The organism is Sphingobacterium sp. UBA2610 (assembly GCF_002339225.1).
GTDB lineage: Bacteria > Bacteroidota > Bacteroidia > Sphingobacteriales > Sphingobacteriaceae > Sphingobacterium > Sphingobacterium multivorum.
In genome coordinates this window covers 31,724-49,724 of sequence record NZ_DDKA01000034.1, presented here as the reverse complement: position 1 = coordinate 49,724, position 18,001 = coordinate 31,724, and the positions used below count along the sequence as shown (strand labels likewise).

16 protein-coding genes are annotated in these 18,001 nt (G+C 39.6%); 1 reads left to right on the top strand and 15 read right to left on the bottom strand.

Annotated features, from left to right (window positions below; all coding sequences use genetic code 11):
* Positions 1 to 2: 2 nt before the first annotated feature.
* From B4Z47_RS23225 to B4Z47_RS23160, 14 genes are all read right to left on the bottom strand, one after another.
* Complete coding sequence (locus B4Z47_RS23225; protein WP_070563567.1) at positions 3 to 731, bottom strand: SCO family protein; 729 nt, start codon at positions 729 to 731, stop codon at positions 3 to 5.
* A gap of 9 nt (positions 732 to 740) precedes the next feature.
* On the bottom strand, positions 741 to 1,118 hold the full coding sequence (locus B4Z47_RS23220; protein WP_070563563.1) for a cytochrome C oxidase subunit IV family protein: 378 nt from the start codon (positions 1,116 to 1,118) through the stop codon (positions 741 to 743).
* A 24-nt stretch (positions 1,119 to 1,142) separates the two neighbouring features.
* Positions 1,143 to 1,889 (bottom strand): cytochrome c oxidase subunit 3, encoded by a 747-nt coding sequence (locus B4Z47_RS23215; protein ID WP_070563559.1) that lies wholly within the window; start codon positions 1,887 to 1,889, stop codon positions 1,143 to 1,145.
* 9 nt (positions 1,890 to 1,898) lie between these two features.
* Positions 1,899 to 2,480 carry a cytochrome c oxidase subunit 3 gene (locus tag B4Z47_RS23210; RefSeq protein WP_070563556.1) on the bottom strand — a complete coding sequence of 194 codons (582 nt, stop codon included), beginning with the start codon at positions 2,478 to 2,480 and terminating at the stop codon, positions 1,899 to 1,901.
* Complete coding sequence (gene cyoE, locus B4Z47_RS23205) at positions 2,480 to 3,385, bottom strand: heme o synthase (protein WP_070563553.1); 906 nt, start codon at positions 3,383 to 3,385, stop codon at positions 2,480 to 2,482. The genes B4Z47_RS23210 and cyoE overlap by 1 nt, the downstream gene beginning before the upstream one ends.
* Before the next feature lie 73 nt (positions 3,386 to 3,458).
* The gene (locus B4Z47_RS23200) at positions 3,459 to 4,502 is read right to left on the bottom strand and encodes a COX15/CtaA family protein (protein WP_070563550.1); all 1,044 of its coding nucleotides are present in this window, start codon (positions 4,500 to 4,502) and stop codon (positions 3,459 to 3,461) included.
* Between the two features lie 77 nt (positions 4,503 to 4,579).
* The gene (locus tag B4Z47_RS23195; RefSeq protein ID WP_175441964.1) at positions 4,580 to 6,451 is read right to left on the bottom strand and encodes a cytochrome c oxidase subunit I; all 1,872 of its coding nucleotides are present in this window, start codon (positions 6,449 to 6,451) and stop codon (positions 4,580 to 4,582) included.
* 28 nt (positions 6,452 to 6,479) lie between these two features.
* Entirely contained in the window at positions 6,480 to 7,817 is a 1,338-nt protein-coding gene (locus tag B4Z47_RS23190; protein WP_070563547.1) for a cytochrome c oxidase subunit II, read from the bottom strand.
* Positions 7,818 to 7,860: 43 nt separating this feature from the next.
* Positions 7,861 to 9,096 carry a quinol:cytochrome C oxidoreductase gene (locus tag B4Z47_RS23185; protein WP_070563545.1) on the bottom strand — a complete coding sequence of 412 codons (1,236 nt, stop codon included), beginning with the start codon at positions 9,094 to 9,096 and terminating at the stop codon, positions 7,861 to 7,863.
* A 19-nt stretch (positions 9,097 to 9,115) separates the two neighbouring features.
* Positions 9,116 to 9,754, bottom strand: coding sequence for a c-type cytochrome (locus B4Z47_RS23180; RefSeq protein WP_286833372.1), 639 nt, complete (start codon positions 9,752 to 9,754; stop codon positions 9,116 to 9,118).
* Complete coding sequence (locus B4Z47_RS23175) at positions 9,738 to 10,274, bottom strand: DUF3341 domain-containing protein (protein ID WP_070563542.1); 537 nt, start codon at positions 10,272 to 10,274, stop codon at positions 9,738 to 9,740. Before B4Z47_RS23175 ends, B4Z47_RS23180 begins: the two co-directional genes overlap by 17 nt.
* A gap of 6 nt (positions 10,275 to 10,280) precedes the next feature.
* Positions 10,281 to 11,765 (bottom strand): NrfD/PsrC family molybdoenzyme membrane anchor subunit, encoded by a 1,485-nt coding sequence (nrfD, locus tag B4Z47_RS23170; protein ID WP_046674137.1) that lies wholly within the window; start codon positions 11,763 to 11,765, stop codon positions 10,281 to 10,283.
* A gap of 29 nt (positions 11,766 to 11,794) precedes the next feature.
* A complete protein-coding gene (locus B4Z47_RS23165) occupies positions 11,795 to 14,809 on the bottom strand; it encodes a TAT-variant-translocated molybdopterin oxidoreductase (protein ID WP_286728013.1) in 3,015 nt (1,004 codons plus the stop codon).
* A 37-nt stretch (positions 14,810 to 14,846) separates the two neighbouring features.
* On the bottom strand, positions 14,847 to 16,109 hold the full coding sequence (locus B4Z47_RS23160; RefSeq protein WP_286728011.1) for a cytochrome c3 family protein: 1,263 nt from the start codon (positions 16,107 to 16,109) through the stop codon (positions 14,847 to 14,849).
* 491 nt (positions 16,110 to 16,600) lie between these two features.
* Here B4Z47_RS23160 and B4Z47_RS23155 point away from each other — a divergent pair, with 491 nt between their 5' ends.
* A complete protein-coding gene (locus B4Z47_RS23155; protein WP_046674140.1) occupies positions 16,601 to 16,981 on the top strand; it encodes a methionine-R-sulfoxide reductase in 381 nt (126 codons plus the stop codon).
* Here the strand turns inward: B4Z47_RS23155 and B4Z47_RS23150 are convergent.
* Positions 16,971 to 17,981, bottom strand: coding sequence for a LacI family DNA-binding transcriptional regulator (locus tag B4Z47_RS23150; RefSeq protein ID WP_112373823.1), 1,011 nt, complete (start codon positions 17,979 to 17,981; stop codon positions 16,971 to 16,973). The genes B4Z47_RS23155 and B4Z47_RS23150 overlap by 11 nt on opposite strands.
* Between the last annotated feature and the right edge of the window lie 20 nt (positions 17,982 to 18,001).

Here is an 18,001-nt window from a genome sequence, read left to right as displayed (position 1 = left end):
AATTATCTCTTTTGTTCTATTGTAGCTGGATGGTTTCGGACTTCCTCGACCAATAATAATTTGATTTCATCCTCAAGGCGGTCAACATCCGTTTTGACATTAATGTCATAAATACCTCTTATACGTCCTTTTGTATCAAGTAAAAGATAATTAGAACCAATAATAAATGGTTTATTGCCATCATTGTTGACAAGCGCGTCCTGCAATAGACTTTCTTTAGCAAATTTAAAGATATCAACAGAAGGATCTGTCACAAAAAACCAAGATTTGGTCCAGGGTTTGTAAACTTTCGCGTATTTCGCTAATACATCAGGTGTATCATAGGCTGTATCAACCGTGATAGAATACAACTTAACTTTCTGATTCTGAATAAACCGATTAGCAATTTGATCTAATCGCTTAATCATTGTCCTTGATAAGGAAGCGTCCCTAGAATACATCAGGTGGACTACAGAGAGTGTTGTATCATTGTCCAACAAATGCACTTTCTTACCATCGTAATTCACAAAATCAACAGGCGTCACCGTATGGTAGATGGTATCGGGAATATCACGTCCCCATTTTCGATGTGTTGTTCCAGGCACTTCCTTTTTCCCAAAAATTGGTAAGGAGGCGTAGCTATTCGAGCCGCTTTTATTTAGTATAAAATATAAAAATCCCGGCAGTAAAAGAATTACTGCCAGGATCAATATAGTTTTAATACCTTTCTTTTGTCCAGTATTATTATCCATTCACTTTATCTATTTATTTGGAAATATTTGATGTTCTTGGAATGCAGAAGCTAAATGGCCTCCTTCAACTAGCATCAAAACAATAAAATAAATAATAAAAATAAAGACGATTCCTACAGTGACAATGAAGCTCGATTTCTCGAATTTCAAGTGCATAAAGAATGCAATGATATAATAAGCTTTAACTAAAGTAAGTATAATGTAAATTGAATTAACCAATACCCCTTTAGACAGAATTTGCCAATGGTGAACGAAGCCTAATGCGATTAAGAACTCTAGGCAAGTAAGGGCCAAAAGTACTCCAAACACCCTCCAGATGGCTTTTTTATCCAACCCACCTTCGTGAGCGTGCTCTCCGTGAGCGATATTATCTTGATATTGTGACATAGCTTTTGTAATTAAATTGATTTACTAAACAAGGTAGAAAAGTGTAAACACGAATACCCACACTAAATCCACAAAGTGCCAATATAGACCTACTTTTTCAATCATTAAATAGGATCCTCTTTTTTCAAAAGTATTATTTAAAGTCATGAACAAAATAATGATGTTCAAAATAATACCAACAGTTACGTGGAAACCGTGAAAACCAGTAATTGTAAAGAATAGGTTTGCAAACTGAAGTGCTGATGTATACGATACATCTCCCGTAAAGAAATGGCTCAATTTTTCAACAACATTTCCGCCTTCCATATGTGTAGCAATATCAGTAGCAGGATTACGTCCGAACCAAAAGCCTTCGTGGTGCAAATGCGTCCACTCTAATGCCTGACAACCAACGAAACAAAGACCACCTAAGATTGTCCATAACATCCATTTAACAACCTCATGCTTCGAATTACGATGTCCAGCTTCAACCGCCAACACCATAGTTACTGAAGACATAATCAAAATAAACGTCATTAAACCGACAAATACTAAGGGTTGTCCCCCGTCAGTAATTCCTGGAATAGATTGAAAAACCTTATCAGGATCCGGCCATACAGCGTGTGAAAATCGTTGCGCGCCATAATAAACCAAAAATGCAGAAAATGTGAAGGCATCCCCTACCAAGAAAAACCACATCATGATTTTTCCATACTCTAAGTTCCAAGGTGATTTTCCACCATTCCATGGACCAGTTTTTACCTTATCCAATTGCGATACTGTTGTACTCATTGTTTACTATTATTGATTCAAAAGTAAGAAAACATATATATAAATCCATAAAAGATCGAGAAAATGCCAAAAAATACTGGCAAGATCCATGCGGAAAAGATTGCCGTCTTTAGGAAGTTTGTTAATTCCTATAATCGCGCCAATCAAAACGATCAACCCCGCAATAATATGCGCCAAGTGCATCCATATAAAAACGTAAATAAAAGATTGCGATGCATTGTTATTCACAAAATAAACACCCCTATCGATCAATACATTCCAAGCATGAACTTGCAAGGCAAAAAATACAACTCCCAAAATAAAAGTTGCTATCAAAAACAACCGCTGTTTGGAAGACTCGCCATTTTTAGCCGCTCTATGGGCTAAAAACATCGTTAGACTACTAACCACAATCACCAAGGTACTATATAAAAGTGCATTTGGCAATAGGGTCTTAATCCCTTTGTCCACACCGCTCGCTGTATATACAATGAAACCACTGGATAACGCCGCAAACATCATGAACATCCCCAACATACCCAACCATAGGTTGAACTTTTGGGCTTTTCTCTGTACTAACTTCTCGTCAGTTTGTGCTTGTATATCTAACATTATTTCAACGGAATAAAGTTAAGCAATAATACGAGTTGTGTCACAGGCAAATAGATAAATGAGGTAAACATCACTTTCTTTGCTGAAGGAATATCACAATTCTTAAACAGCAAATAACCGTAATAACCAAACATTATTCCTCCGACCACAGATACAATCGTAAACCAAATTCCACCAAAGCCAAAATGATACGGTATAAAACCTGCAGGTATCATAAACAAACCTGAAATGAATACCATAAACGCAGATATCTTATCACGTTTTGTCGTCGGCAATAAGCGAAAACCCGCTAATTTATAGTCATCATCCACAACCCAAGCAATTGCCCAGAAATGCGGAAACTGCCATAAAAATTGAATAGCAAACAACACAAAGGGAATAATAATAATTGCCGCTTCATTATGTCCACTATAGTAGGCTAAATCGTCTTGCGAAAAGGCTGCATAATATCCAATTAATGGCGGAAATGCACCCGGAAACGCGCCGACAAACACTGCTATTGGTGATTTTCTTTTTAATGGTGTATAGATAAATGCGTAAAGAAGAATACAGAAAACCGACAGCAGACCAGCGACAAAGTTTAAGCGAACAAGCACCAAGGTTCCTAAGATGCCCATAAAGACACTTAATACCAAAGCTTGTCCTGTTGTCATGCGGCCTGATGGCAACGGTCTGTCCTCCGTACGTTTCATCAGTTTATCCAAATCCTTTTCAATGATCTCATTAAAACCATTAGCAGAACCTGTCACCAGAAAACCACCTATAGTCAACAATAACCAATTGAACCAGAATATATCACCCTGTTGTTTTGATCCTATCAGAAAAGCAATTGACGCAGAAAATACAACCGTCAACGTAAGTCTCAACTTAACAAGCTTTTTGAAATCTGAAATAAATTCTTTCATAACTAAAAGAGACCTCCTACTATCAGTGTAATTAAACACGTACTTTTAAACATAAACATCCCGAATGCCAAGATTAGTGCCTTTGCTTGTTTAACAATAACAACAGGTAGAACTGCGCGCCAAATAACAGCGTAGCTACCACCAAATGCGTTGTTTGTGCAAATGCAGGTATTGCAAATCGAGCTAAGATAATTCCTGATAGCATTTGGATACCCACTAGAATCAATGCGATTAAAGCAAATTTATATTGCTTAGACCCCGTATTAAAACTCGTGCGGACCAAAAAGAATAATACAATAACTAAAATCAAAGAACAATATGCCAACCAGCGATGTAACTCAAACTGTTGGCCAATAGTTGTTATAAAATCAGTCCGGGCTATCGTTGAACCGGTTAATAAATCAACCTCCTCGCGAACTCCCGTTCCGACAATTACCTGTGTTAGCATCAATAAAATTGAAGCAATAGCAAGTCCTTTTAATATACCCAAAGAACGATTGACCAGTAAGGTCTTGTTTCGCAAAGTAACTGCTTTGAAATATGTATAAATACTAATACAAACAATTACAATGGCTAAGAGCATATGTACCGTAATAATCCAGGGCATCAGATTTGTCGATACAACGATCGATCCCAACCAGGCCTGAAGTACGACAACAAAAAGATTAATCACTGACCAAACAACGATCGAGCTTTTTGATTTTAAATAGGTGAAAGAATAAATAGCTGTAAATAACAAACAGAATCCGGAAACAACGCCTACCAACCGATTGATATATTCCGTCCAGGTTTTCGCAACATTAAACTCTTCATGCTGCAAAATACTCTTATCAGTACGGAGCTTGTAAGCCATTTCTTTATCGCCGAAAAATTCTACAATTTTCGCGAAACGTTCGTTCTTCTTTGCCCTTCCTTCAATATAATGCTGTTCATATCCTTGCGGTAATTGGGAGATATCTGTTGGAGGAATAATACGGTTAAAACATCTTGGCCAATCTGGGCATCCCATTCCTGACCCTGTACTCCGAACAACTCCGCCAGCAATAATGACCAAAAACAACACAATGATCGTTATAAAATTGGTCTTTATAAATCGCTTCTCAGCTGCTGGAAACATAATACTACCCCTACCTCTTAAAATACAAACTTCTATAAAATAGAGTAGGAATCCCTACTCTATTTTATAAGATTTTATTAGTCTTTTCTACCATTTTGAGCATTCCATTCTGCCTGGATACGCTCAGCTTCCTCGTCTCCTTCGAAATCATGAGGCAAATTAGAGCTCATTGTTTCAGAGAAAGGAACACTTTGAGGAATAAAATCCTCACCATGACCTGGCTTACTGTAATCGTAAGGCCAACGGTGTACAGTTGGAATTTCTCCTGGCCAGTTACCATGGATATGCTCTACCGGAGTAGTCCATTCCAATGTGTTTGACTGCCAAGGGTTTTGTGGGGCTTTTTTACCGAAGAAAATCGATGTAAAGAAGTTCCACAGGAAAGCTACCTGACCTAAAGCAGCCACAATCGCAGCCCAAGTTACCAATTGGTTGACAGAAACCCATTTTGCCATGAAATCAAAGTGTGTAAATGCATAGTAACGGCGAGGCACACCATCGATACCCATAAAGTGCATTGGGAAGAATACCATGTAAGCACCAACGAAAGTCAACCAGAAGTGTAAATAACCTAATTTTGTGTTCATCATACGACCGAACATCTTAGGATACCAGTGGTAAACACCACAAAGCATACCGAAGATTGACGCCGATCCCATTACCAAGTGGAAGTGGGCAACAACAAAATACGTATCGTGTAAGTTGATATCTAATGCCGCATTACCTAGGAACAATCCTGTCAAACCACCAGAGATAAAGAACGATACCAAACCGATAGCAAACATCATCGCCGGAGTGAAACGGATATTACCTTTCCACAACGTTGCAAGATAGTTAAACGCTTTTACCGCTGAAGGAACCGCGATAATCAATGTTGTAATCATAAATACACCACCCAAGAACGGGTTCATACCTGTTACAAACATGTGGTGACCCCATACGATAAACGATAACACGGTAATACCGATCAACGAATAAACCATCGCATGGTAACCAAAGATTGGTTTACGTGAGTTGGTTGCAATAACCTCAGAAGTTAAACCTAAAGCCGGCATAACAACGATATATACCTCAGGGTGACCTAAGAACCAGAACAAGTGTTGGAACAAAATTGGTGAACCACCTTCGTTCGGTAAAATTTGTCCTTGAACAACAAGATCCGACAAATAGAATGACGTACCAGCAGCACGGTCAAAAATCAGAAGAACAACCGCCGAAACCAATACTGGGAATGACAACATACCTACGATAGCAGTTAAGAAGAACGCCCAGATTGTCAAAGGCATTTTCCATAAGTCCATTCCTTTTGTGCGCATGTTCAAAATTGTACTTACATAGTTAATACCACCGATCAACTGTGAAGCTACAAATAGAACCATACTCACCAACCATAAAGTCATACCTGTTGCAGATCCTGCGATTGCAGTAGGAACAGCCGATAGTGGCGGGTAGATCGTCCAACCAGCAGAAGCAGGTCCACTTTCTACGAAGAACGATGCAACCATAATAACTGATGCTACAAAGAACAACCAGTAAGACAACATGTTCATAAAAGGAGATGCCATATCGCGTGCTCCGATTTGATATGGAATCAATAAGTTACTAAAAGTACCCGATAGACCAGCCGTTAACACGAAGAATACCATAACGGTACCGTGAATGGTTACCAAGGAAAGGAAAAACTCCGGTTTTATACGACCGCCTTCAGCCCATTTACCTAAGAATACTTCTAATATAGGGAACTCTTTATCCGGCCATGCTAATTGGATACGGAATAATACTGATAAAAGCATCGCAAAAACTGCCATGATGATACCAGTGATCAAGAATTGCTTAGCAATCATCTTGTGGTCACCCGAGAAGATATACTTTCTGATGAACGACTCCTCATGATGATGGCCGTGCGAATCGTGATGTTCAGCGCTATGCGATATTACTGTACTTGACATATTCGATTTTATATTCAAAAATTCTTAATTAGTTCAAAGATGCTGTAACTTGTACGCTATCCTTTTTCACGTTAGCTGTTTTACCACTGAACTCTTTTTGCAAATCCTCAGTAAAATATTTATTTTGTTTAGCTAACCACTCTTTATATTTCTCTTCAGTTACGACAACCACTTTCTTTTGCATGTTGTAGTGACCAGATCCACAGATCTTGTTACACAACATCACGAAGTCATAGTTATAATCACCCAAACGATCACGCATTTCTTCTGTTGTTACAGTAGGTGTGAATTGGAAATAGTTGGTCATCCCTGGTACCGCATTGATTTGAACACGGAAATCAGGAATATAGAAAGAGTGAATAATATCTTTTGAAACGATATGGAAACGAACAGGTTTGTTTACAGGCAACCAAATTTCAGATCCCTGAATATCATCCCAGGAATTTTTATCATTAAAGTCAATACCGTAAGGGTTGGTTGGTGTCGTCATTTTATAATTACGTTTACCAATAATCCCATCTGAACCAGCATAACGGACATTCCATTGGAATTGCTCGCCTAATACCTCAACTTGTAATGCTGATTTTTGAAGATCTTCAGGAATATTTGTGATCGATCTCCATGTAAAGAAACCGAACAATACCAATACTGTCAAAACAACAGCTGGAACAATTGTCCACAATTTCTCGATTGCATTGTTATGAGGATAATAATAAGCCTGACGTTTTGCACGCATGCGGTACAAGAATGTAAATGTCATCAACAAGATGTGTGTGATAACCAATACAAATGTTGTAATTGCTGTCGTAATGATAAACATCGTATCAATACGCTCACCGTGCTCAGTTACTGCCGATCTCCAATAAGCAGCTCCCCAGTGTACATATGACCAATATACACCATAAAGGAATACAACCAAGAAAATGAATAACAATGCCGATTGAAATGTGTTATTCGCAAACGGATTGTATTTACCGTTCATCTTTCTTGTCAATTCATAGATCGAAAGTACTTTACCGATAACGGCAACAACTGTACATATAACCAAGAATAACAAGACATAATATGTGAAGTTTTTATAAACCTGAGGGTCTATTTGCTTCACTTCTTCAACAGCAGGAGCAGCAGCACTAGCTTCTGTAGAAGAACTAGCAGATCCAACAGCAGCAGTACCTGCTGCCGCTGTTGTATCTTTTGCAACCGAATCCGTTGCTGCAGGGGCAGCTACTGCTGTAGTTGCCGCTTTAGCAGAATCAGATGCTACTGTATCTTGTTGACTTGCTAGGATAGGAGTCGCAAAAAGCAATCCTAGTGCAAGCACAAAACCCGAGATGGATTTGAATCTATTATTTAATTTAAAGCTCATTTCTTTTATAACGTTTTTACGTAACCTTCCTTTAAAAGTGAAACTATATCTGGTGATGCAAACTCTCATCCAAGAAAGGATGATTTTTAGGCACCAATGCTTGTTTACTCAATTTACTCATCACTAAGAAGATGAACAAACCTAAGAAACCAAGTGCAGTTCCGATTTCAATGATACCAAATCCTCTATGTTCAGCAACAGTACCAGGCATGATCATGATATAATAATCTAGCCAGTGACCAGCCAATAATAGAATCGCTACGAACAACATTACATTTTGTTTACGTTTAGCATCGCGATCCACTAATAGTAACAATGGTGCCACAAAGTTAATGATAATACTCAACCAAAACCAAGGTTTGTATTCAGGTTCCCAACGTTTGTAGAAATAAACTGTTTCCTCCGGCATGTTTGAATACCAAATCAACATGAATTGTGCAAACCAAACGTAAGTCCAGAAGATCGAGAAACCGAACATCAATTTACCCAAATCGTGTAAATGATTTTCGTTTACCCAGTTCATATAACCAGCTTTCTTCAATACAACAACGATGATCGTGATACATGAAATACCGCTAACCCACATTGCTGCAAAGTTATACCAACCGAACATCGTTGAAAACCAGTGTGCTTCTAAAGACATTACTGTATCGAAAGACCAGATAGGTGTAGTAAAACCGAAGATAACTAAGAAGATTGCCGACAATTTGAATGACTTTTTATAAGAAGCCAATCCTCCTTCCAAATCTTCTTTATAAGAAAGTTTCGCAAAAATAACAGCAAAAATGCTATATGTTCCCAAAAATACCACCTGACGGATCAAGAAGAATGGAACATTTAAATAAGCAGATTTACCTGCGATAATAGGGTCAAAATTTGTACTATGCGGATCAGTGATACCATCTGCATTCCAGTGGTGATATAAGTTATGCGTGGTTAAACCTAAACCTACAATAACTAATAAAACTAATGATGCAATTGGTAAAACACTCGCCATAGCCTGAGGTATACGTACCAAACCTGCAGACCATGCAGATTGTGTTACATATTGCAAGGCAACAAAGAATGTTCCAGCTGCGCATACACATGTAAAGTAATAACCCATCAATAACAAGTTGGCATAAGTACGCTCTACAGTAACGTGATCGCCCGAAAGCAACCCGAAAGCTACAGCAGCTACGCCTAGTACAACAGCGACAATACTGAACATTTTAGCTTTGCCAGCAAACTCGTATCGCTCGTTGAAATTATAATCGTGATGATGACTGTGAGTTCCCATTTATATATCTGATGTTAGATTATTTCTTTTGTAATTCGTGAACATACATAACAACTTTCCATCGCTCCTCTGGAGACAATTGAGATGCATGTGATCCCATGGAGTTGTGTCCGTAATAAATTGTATGGTAAATTTTACCATCAGTCAAGTCAGCCATCAAACCACCCCGTGAAGAGCTCGCCGCATCTGTTCTGTGATAAGATGGTGGCGGAGGAAAGTTCTCTAATTGACGAGTACCTCTTGAATCAGTCACGCTACGGTCTTTTGTGATAGGACCATCACCTTTACCTTCTACTCCATGACATATCGAGCAGTAAGTGGTGAACAAAGCTTTACCTTTTTCAAGATTTTCGGCATTTACGACCAAAGGACTTTTTACTTCTCTTCCTGCACGTTCATAATCCTCTAATGTATTGGCGTATTCAAAACGAGTGAAACCAATTGGATCTGTACCTTTAGGAGGTGTTTGTGCTGTTTTTCCATCAGCAAAATTCGCATTAGGTTGATCCGGATTGAAAGCAAGCGGATCGTACATGTTACGAGAAAACTCTAAACCTGTACTACGAGTTGTTTTGTCACCACAAGAAGAAACAAGTGCTGTCAATGCCACAGCTGCGCATAGCGTTCCAAGTAAATTCTTCTTATTCATAGCTAACATATTTTCTATCATTGTACTTAACTTCAACAGCTCCAGCTTCTTTCAATAAGCTATCGATCAAAGCGTGATCTGTATTTTCTTTGGCATCTACTGCAAGGATGAAACGATCATCTGTTGCTCTCAAGTCCATTACACGAGGTGCACGTCCCGGAAATAAGTGGTTACGGAAGAAAAACGTGGCAACCATACCCAAGGCACACAATAAGATGGTAACCTCAAATGTAACTGGAACAAAGTTTGGCATACCAAAAGATGGTTTACCACCGATATTCATCGGCCAATCATATGCCATTGTATAATACAACAAACTAAAACCTAATGTCGTTCCTAATGCTCCAAAGCAAAATGCTGCGATAGGCAAGCGAGAAGGTTTCACACCCAGCTTTGCTTCGATGCCGTGAATAGGCATCGGAGTAAAGCAGTCGTAAATACTTATATTGTTTGCTTGCAATTTGTCGATCCCATGCATCATTTCATCGGGATCCGCAAAACTACCTAATATATATTTTGTATTGTTCATTGCTGATTATTTTCTAACTGATAATTCTTTAATCTCTTCTTCTGTCACTGAATCATATTTCTCTAATGACTCCTGGAAGTACTTCACTTGTTCCTCAGGGAATGCGCCTTCTTGAGCCAATTTAGTTTTATGTTGTAATGAAGATGATTTCAACAACAATTTCACTTCGGCGATAGCGATACCTGGTAAGAAACGTAAGAACAACAAGAATAATGTAAAGAATAATCCGATTGAACCTACAAAGATACCTACGTCTGTCCAAGTTGGGTAGAACATTGCCCAAGATGAAGGCAAGTAATCACGGTGCAATGAAGTCACGATAATTACAAAACGCTCAAACCACATACCGATGTTTACAACAATCGATAAGATCCATGAGATAGGAATACTTGTACGGATTTTTTTGAACCAGAATAACTGTGGAGAAATTACGTTACAAGTCATCATTGACCAGTAAGCCCAAGCGTATGGACCCAACATACGGTTCTCGAAAGCATACATTTCGTATTCTGAACGAGAGTACATTGCGATAAACAACTCAGTCAAGTAAGCCACACCCACGATAGAACCCGTTGTCATGATAATGATATTCATCGACTCAATGTGGAACATCGTGATGTAGTTCTCAAAGTTCATTACTTTACGTAAGATCAACAATAACGTCTGTACCATCGCGAAACCAGAGAAGATCGCACCCGCCACGAAGTATGGAGGGAAGATCGTTGTATGCCATCCAGGGATAACCGAAGTGGCAAAGTCCATGGATACGATCGTGTGTACAGAAAGTACAAGCGGCGTAGAGATACCTGCCAAGATCAATGACACGATTTCAAAACGTTGCCAAGTCTTAACTGAACCATTCCATCCGAATGATAATACAGAATAGATTTTTTGTTTTAATCCAGTAGCACGGTCACGAATTGTTGCAATATCCGGCAACAAACCACAGTACCAGAATACCAAGGATACTGTAAAGTAAGTTGAGATCGCAAACGCATCCCATACCAAAGGAGAGTTGAAGTTTACCCAAAGTGATCCAAATTGATTTGGAAGTGGGAAAATCCAATAAGCCAACCAAGGACGACCCATGTGAGCTACAACGTATGTAGCCGCACAGATTACCGCAAAGATCGTCATCGCCTCTGCAGAACGGTTGATTGAATTACGCCAGTTCTGGCGGAAGATTAATAATACAGCTGAAATCAACGTACCCGCGTGACCGATACCTACCCACCATACGAAGTCGGTGATATCCCAAGCCCAGCCTACAGTTTTATTCAGACCCCAAGCGCCGATACCTGTCCAAAAGGTATAACTAACGCTAACTACCCATAATAAAGCACCTAATACAGCAACGGTAAAACCAATCCACCATGCTTTATTCGGTTTATTTTCAACCGGTAGTAAGATATCATCCGTAATTTTTGCATACGTAATGTCCTTACCGGTCATTAATGGTTCTCTTAATATTGATTCGTTATGCGATGACATAGTATTTTTATTTCAAATATTGTACAAGATTACGCCTCAAAAGTGTTTCTAACTTTTGTCATATAACCGATACCCGGTTGAACATTGATTTCCTCAAGTACGTAATAAACACGCTCGTTGCGTAATGCTTTAGATACTTCTGATTCTGGATCATTTGCATCACCAAAGATAATTGCATTTGCAGAACATGCTTGTTGACAAGCCATTTGGATATCGCCATCTTTAACTTTGCGATTTTGAATCTTAGCTTGTAATTTACCTGCTTGAATACGTTGGATACACATTGAACATTTCTCCATTACCCCACGTGAACGAGTAACAACATCTGGATTCAATACCAATTGTGTGAACTCATTGTTCAAGTAGTTGTCAAAACGTGAATCATTCCAGTATGCAAACCAGTTGAAACGACGAACTTTGAAAGGACAGTTGTTCGCACAGTAACGTGTACCGAAACAACGGTTATATGCCATGTGGTTCAAACCTTCTGAAGAGTGTACTGTTGCCAATACTGGACAAACCGTTTCACAAGGTGCGTGACCACAGTGTTGACACAACATCGGTTGGTGAACAACAGTGATATCTTCGAAATCTAAATCAGCCGAAGCTCTCGCAATTTCTTTTTCTTTTGTAAGATCTTGATCTTTTCCTTCGATCGTATAGTAACGGTCAATACGTAACCAGTGCATTTCACGACGACGGCGAACCTCATCACGACCTACAACAGGAATATTATTTTCTACGTTACAAGCAACAATACAAGCACCACAACCTGTACATGCGTTCAAGTCGATCGCCATCACCCATTTGTGACCTGGTTGCTCATATTTGTTCCACAAATCGTATGTTTTGTGATTATCTGTAAAGCGGCCTGCCTCAGAGTTAGGATCTTTCAAATATTTCGCAAAAGTAGTCTCACGAATAACGTTACGACCTTCGATCGTGTGGTGTGTCTGTGTTTGTGCCAATTGGTAAGTACCAGATGCTTTCGCTACAGTTGCTTTAGCAACACCTTGTACTGTACCATTGATGATAGAGGCAAATGGGAATGCGTTTTTACCAACTTCATTACCTGCTTTACCAACTTTTGTACGACCGTAACCTACAGCAACTGAAACTGTTCCTTGTGCTTGTCCCGGTTGTTGTACAACTGGCAATTCCAATTCAACACCATTTGCTTTTACAGTTACTTTACCGTCTTCACCCAAACCTAATTTCTCAGCATCTTTCGGGTTAAGAGCAGCATAGTTATCCCAAGTTACTTTAGAAACTGGGTCAGGCAACTCTTGTAAGTAAGCATTGTTTGCGTAGCGACCGTCACGAAGACCAGCAGGCTCATAAAGTTTCAACTCAAACTCACCTGTAATCGCTTTGCTTGATGCCTCAATTGCCGAAGCTGCTGCAGCTGCATTTCCTGTAAACGCAGGAGCTGTTGCCGCTTTAGCACCTTTATATTCGAAACCAGTTTGCAATACAGCATCCCAGTTTTTCGTAGAACCAGCTAAGATTTGTGTAGTCCACAAGTTCTTAACAAAGTTGTACATATCCGTATCATTTCCTGCCCAAGTCAACAAGCTTTGTTCAACTTGACGTGTTTTGAAAACAGGATTGATTGTTGGTTGAACGATCGAGAACAATCCTTCTTTTGGATTCGAATCACCCCAAGATTCCAAGAAAGTACTTGCTGGAGCGATCGCAGTCAATTCAGAAGCCGTTTCATCCGCACGTTGCGAAAACGATAAGGTGAAAGGAACTTGTTTCAATGCTGCTTTTACATCCTCTGCTTTAAAGTAGTCATATACTGGATTGCTATTCAAGAAGAACGCAACACCAACTTGACCTGATTTCGCCGCAGCTAAGAAAGCTTGGAACGAAGAATCCGATCCTTGGTATTGTTTAGAATAGTTATCCAAATCGATGATTGTACCGTAAGCACCTAATGCAACGTTGATTGCATTCACCAATACCTGTACATTGACATCGTTAGAACCAGCAACAACAACTGCTGCACCTTTGCTGTTCAGCAATTCTTTCGCAGCTAGAGCCACACCTTTTTGTGCTTTCTTGTTTGCAGTAGCACCAGCCAATGACTGACCAGTGATTGCATTATATAAAGCGATCAAGGTAGCGCCCTCTTCCGAAGGTTTGATAGCAATACGTGCATCAGCATTTGTACCTGTCATGGAAAGACCAGACTCAAATTGCACGTGACGCGACATTTTTCCGTTTTTCAACGATTTGTAATCACGATTTTTCGCGTATTGCTGTGTATGCTCCTCACCTGCCAACCAAGTTCCTAAGAAATCAGCCGCAACGGAAACAATCACATTTGCTTTTTCAAAATTGTATGAAGGAACTACAGCCTTACCGAAAGAAGCTTTATTTGCTTCGATAATACCGCTGTAAGATACAGCGTCGTATTGTACATGGTTAACTGTAGGGAATTTCGTTGCAAAAGCAGCGATAGCCGCCAATGTAGAAGGACTGTTTACGGTGTTAGAAACGATCGTGATTTGTTTACCAGAAGATGCTGCTGCATTTAAAGCTTTAACAACCTCCCCATCCAATTTAGACCACTCCACATCTTGACCTTTCAATTGCGCCTGTTTCAATTTGGACTCATCGTATAAATCCAATACGGAAGCAGCTGTAGTTGAATCCAAACCTTGGTTCAATCCAATTGCATTCGGGTTAGGCTCAACATTGATTGGACGACCTTCACGAGTTTTAACCAAGATGCTTTGACCATTGAACGTCGAAGCATAGTAGTTAGGGATACCTGGAGTTACCTCTTCAGGCTTAATCAAATAAGGAACTGCCTTATGCACAGGAGTACGGTTACAAGCCGCTAAAGAAACAGCACCCAAACCAAATCCTAATGCTTTCAAGAAGTCACGGCGAGGAGTTTTTGTACTCAAGCCAGCTTCGTTTAATACATCTTCTACAGGAATAGATTCGGCAAACTCACCCTTGCTTCCTTCAACGAAAGCAGGAGTTTGATTTAACTCTTCCAAACCTTTCCAATATTTTTTATTGCTATCCATTTAAGCTGTATATAAGATTGCGTATTTCAAATAATTATTAATAGTGACACTTACCACACTCAAGACCACCGATCATGGCTGCAGTCATTTTCTCACCTTTCTTAATTCTTTCGTGTGCTTTAATCAGATCTTCATAGTATTTGTTATCCGATTTGATATCTGTCTTTTTGTGACAATCAACACACCATTTCATCGTCAATGGAGAGTATTGGTATACTTCTTCCATATTTTGAATAGGACCGTGACAAGTCTGACACTCAACACCAGCTACCACAACGTGTTGTGAGTGGTTAAAGTAAGCAAAGTCAGGCAAGTTGTGGATACGAACCCATTGAATTGGTTTTGGATTGTTACCGTAAGTACGCGTATCTGGATTCCAATCCAATGCACGATAGATTTTAGCAATTTCCGGAGAAATCTCACCATCATAATGCTCTGAAGCAGTGATTGTATTGTGACAGTTCATACATACGTTGGCCGATGGAATAGACGCATTTTTAGATTTAAACGCTCCACCGTGACAGTATTGACACTCAATTTTGTTAACACCAGCGTGGATTTGGTGAGAGAACTTAATTGGTTGAACCGGCTGATAGCCCTGGTGAACACCAACGTTCCACATAGTTTTCCAACCACCGACAGCTAATAAAGCAACCAACATTAAGACTGTAAAGCCAACCAACTTCTTGTTCTTAACGAATGCTTTCGCAAACTTCACAAAACGTTGACTATCTTCTGGCTCTTGTTGCGCAGCAATAGCTTCTTGGTTTTTAGCAATAACATTTTCTAAGGTACGGATCACACGATTCAACACCACGATAACCACAACCGCCAAAACAACAACTGCGATCAAGCCCAAAATCATGAACATAGATGCGTTATCATCTTTAGCAGCAGCACCACCAGCAGCAGCCTCTTTCGGTTTCTCCTTAGAAGCATCTGTGATATACGACAATACCGACTTGATCTGATCGTCAGATAAATCAGTAAAGGCCGTCATCACCAGGCCGTTGTATTCTTTAAAGATTGCAACAGCATCCGGATCACCAGCTTTCACTAGAACCTGAGAGTTTTTGACCCACTTGATTAACCAAGCTTCATCTTTACTTTCTGTAATTCCTTTTAAAGCAGGACCAACTACTTTTCTGTCAATGGCGTGACAGGATGTACACCTAGATTTGAAGATTTTTTCACCTTCCTTGACATCTTGCGCATGCAACGTCGTAACGGCAAATAATAGCATCAAACTCGTTGACACCACCCTCGCAAGGCTTCCCAAAACGGATGAGATAGTTCTCATATTTAGCACTTTATACTATTTATTTGTGAATGTAAAAAATTAACTCCCATGGTTAAAGGAGCCACTACCCCCTTAACAATGCCACAAAAGTATGATTTATTAACAAATCGCTGACAATTTTGTGACCTTTAATATCAATTTATAATCATTCTAAACAAATGCGTTTAAACAAGGATAAAAACAACATTACGCTATTAAAGTGGTTCCATCACTACAACTTTTCATTTGAATAGCTACCCAAATATAAGACAATTCCATGACAATTTAAAATATTCAAAATAACAGATCGCAGAAGACACAAAAGGTTTTTTTTCGACTTAATTTCCGTAACTTTATCAAGATGAATGGAGACTGGGCCAGGATCAATTCCCAGACTGAAAAGGAAAGAATCTGGATGATACTACTTTTATAGAGATGCTCTTTTATATAAAGGAATAGATTGATCCCAGTCGACCGCTCCTGTCAAAATCAACGACTAACATACGACAGCCATGGAAACAAACAAAAAATACAACCCGCTAAGTAAAGAAGAGGAATACATTATTATACACAAGGGAACTGAGCGGCCTTTTACGGGTGAACTTTTAGACAATAAGCTCAAAGGAACGTATATCTGCCGCCGTTGTGACAGCCCGCTATACCGTTCGGAGTCGAAATTTGAATCTGGCTGTGGCTGGCCAAGTTTTGATGATGAGATTCCTGGAGCAATTACAAGGATCACCGATGCCGATGGTCGCCGCACTGAAATCCTTTGTAGCACATGTGGCGCGCATTTAGGCCATGTATTCCTCGGAGAAGGCTTTACGACAAAAAACACGCGTCACTGCGTTAATTCTATTTCAATGAAATTTGTAGCCGATACTACGAAGTAACTTTCACTTTAGTCGACTCACGAACTTTCAGTTCACAAGGCAACACCATTCTACGTGTTGCTTTTATTTTACCCTGAAGACGAAGCAACAAAATATTAATCAGGTTCTCAGCAATGTCCTTGATCGGCTGCGAAACAACTGTGATAGCAGGTTCTACCAACTTAAAAACTGTATGGTCGTCAAAAGCAATGACTGCTGGCATCGTAAAGTTGAACTTTTTAGCGGCCTTCAAGCCCGAAATCGCCAAATAGTTAGTGGAGAACAAAACAGCATCCAGCCTGTTTTCACAGATGAACTCCCGCAAAGATTCCATCGCCTCCTCATCCGAAGCATCCATTTGGATCTTCTGGATAAAACTTTGCTGCTTATTATTATCCATAGCTTTCATATAGCCATCTGAACGCTCTTTCATTTGAGTTTGATCCGAGTAGAGCGATACAAATCCGATACGTCTATAACCTTGTTGACACAAATGGTTACTTGCATCAAAGGCCCCCTGAAAATTGTCGGCCCCAACATAGTCTGTTTCAAGCCCCGGAAAATATCGGTCGAAGAGCACAACCGGGATATTATTCTGCTGTAACTGCTTTACGGTATCTTCCAAACCATCGGAAGGTGTAATAATAAAACCATCCACCTGCCGATCGTAAAACATCTGGATCAACTCCTTCGCTTTTTCTACATCATTGTTGGTACTACAATAAATAATACGATAGCCCTGCTCATAGACCTTACTTTCGATCAGGCGTGCTATATTCCCAAAAAAAGGATTGGAAATATCTTCGATAATCAAACCTAGAATCTTCGTCTTCCCTGTGCGGAGACTTTTTGCCAACTCATTGGGCTTATAGCCGACCTTTTTGACATAGTCCAAAACCCGCTTAGTCAAAGCCTCACTAATACGCTTTTCTTTTGCCTTATCATTTAAAATAAAGGACACAGTAGTTACAGAAATCCCCAAGGCCTTTGCGATATCACTGATCAGAATACGTTTCTTCATGTAGTAGTAGTAGGTTTGTT

Bases quoted from the DNA above. Each gene is read 5' to 3' on its own strand.
- B4Z47_RS23150 (WP_112373823.1), bottom strand. From the start codon at position 17,981: ATGAAGAAACGTATTCTGATCAGTGATATCGCAAAGGCCTTGGGGATT.
- B4Z47_RS23190 (WP_070563547.1), bottom strand. From the start codon at position 7,817: ATGAGCTTTAAATTAAATAATAGATTCAAATCCATCTCGGGTTTTGTG.
- B4Z47_RS23215 (WP_070563559.1), bottom strand. From the start codon at position 1,889: ATGAGTACAACAGTATCGCAATTGGATAAGGTAAAAACTGGTCCATGG.
- B4Z47_RS23220 (WP_070563563.1), bottom strand. From the start codon at position 1,118: ATGTCACAATATCAAGATAATATCGCTCACGGAGAGCACGCTCACGAA.
- B4Z47_RS23195 (WP_175441964.1), bottom strand. From the start codon at position 6,451: ATGTCAAGTACAGTAATATCGCATAGCGCTGAACATCACGATTCGCAC.
- B4Z47_RS23210 (WP_070563556.1), bottom strand. From the start codon at position 2,480: ATGTTAGATATACAAGCACAAACTGACGAGAAGTTAGTACAGAGAAAA.
- B4Z47_RS23180 (WP_286833372.1), bottom strand. From the start codon at position 9,754: ATGTTAGCTATGAATAAGAAGAATTTACTTGGAACGCTATGCGCAGCT.
- cyoE (WP_070563553.1), bottom strand. From the start codon at position 3,385: ATGAAAGAATTTATTTCAGATTTCAAAAAGCTTGTTAAGTTGAGACTT.
- B4Z47_RS23175 (WP_070563542.1), bottom strand. From the start codon at position 10,274: ATGAACAATACAAAATATATATTAGGTAGTTTTGCGGATCCCGATGAA.
- B4Z47_RS23160 (WP_286728011.1), bottom strand. From the start codon at position 16,109: ATGAGAACTATCTCATCCGTTTTGGGAAGCCTTGCGAGGGTGGTGTCA.
- B4Z47_RS23165 (WP_286728013.1), bottom strand. From the start codon at position 14,809: ATGGATAGCAATAAAAAATATTGGAAAGGTTTGGAAGAGTTAAATCAA.
- nrfD (WP_046674137.1), bottom strand. From the start codon at position 11,765: ATGTCATCGCATAACGAATCAATATTAAGAGAACCATTAATGACCGGT.
- B4Z47_RS23225 (WP_070563567.1), bottom strand. From the start codon at position 731: ATGGATAATAATACTGGACAAAAGAAAGGTATTAAAACTATATTGATC.
- B4Z47_RS23200 (WP_070563550.1), bottom strand. From the start codon at position 4,502: ATGTTTCCAGCAGCTGAGAAGCGATTTATAAAGACCAATTTTATAACG.
- B4Z47_RS23155 (WP_046674140.1), top strand. From the start codon at position 16,601: ATGGAAACAAACAAAAAATACAACCCGCTAAGTAAAGAAGAGGAATAC.
- B4Z47_RS23185 (WP_070563545.1), bottom strand. From the start codon at position 9,096: ATGGGAACTCACAGTCATCATCACGATTATAATTTCAACGAGCGATAC.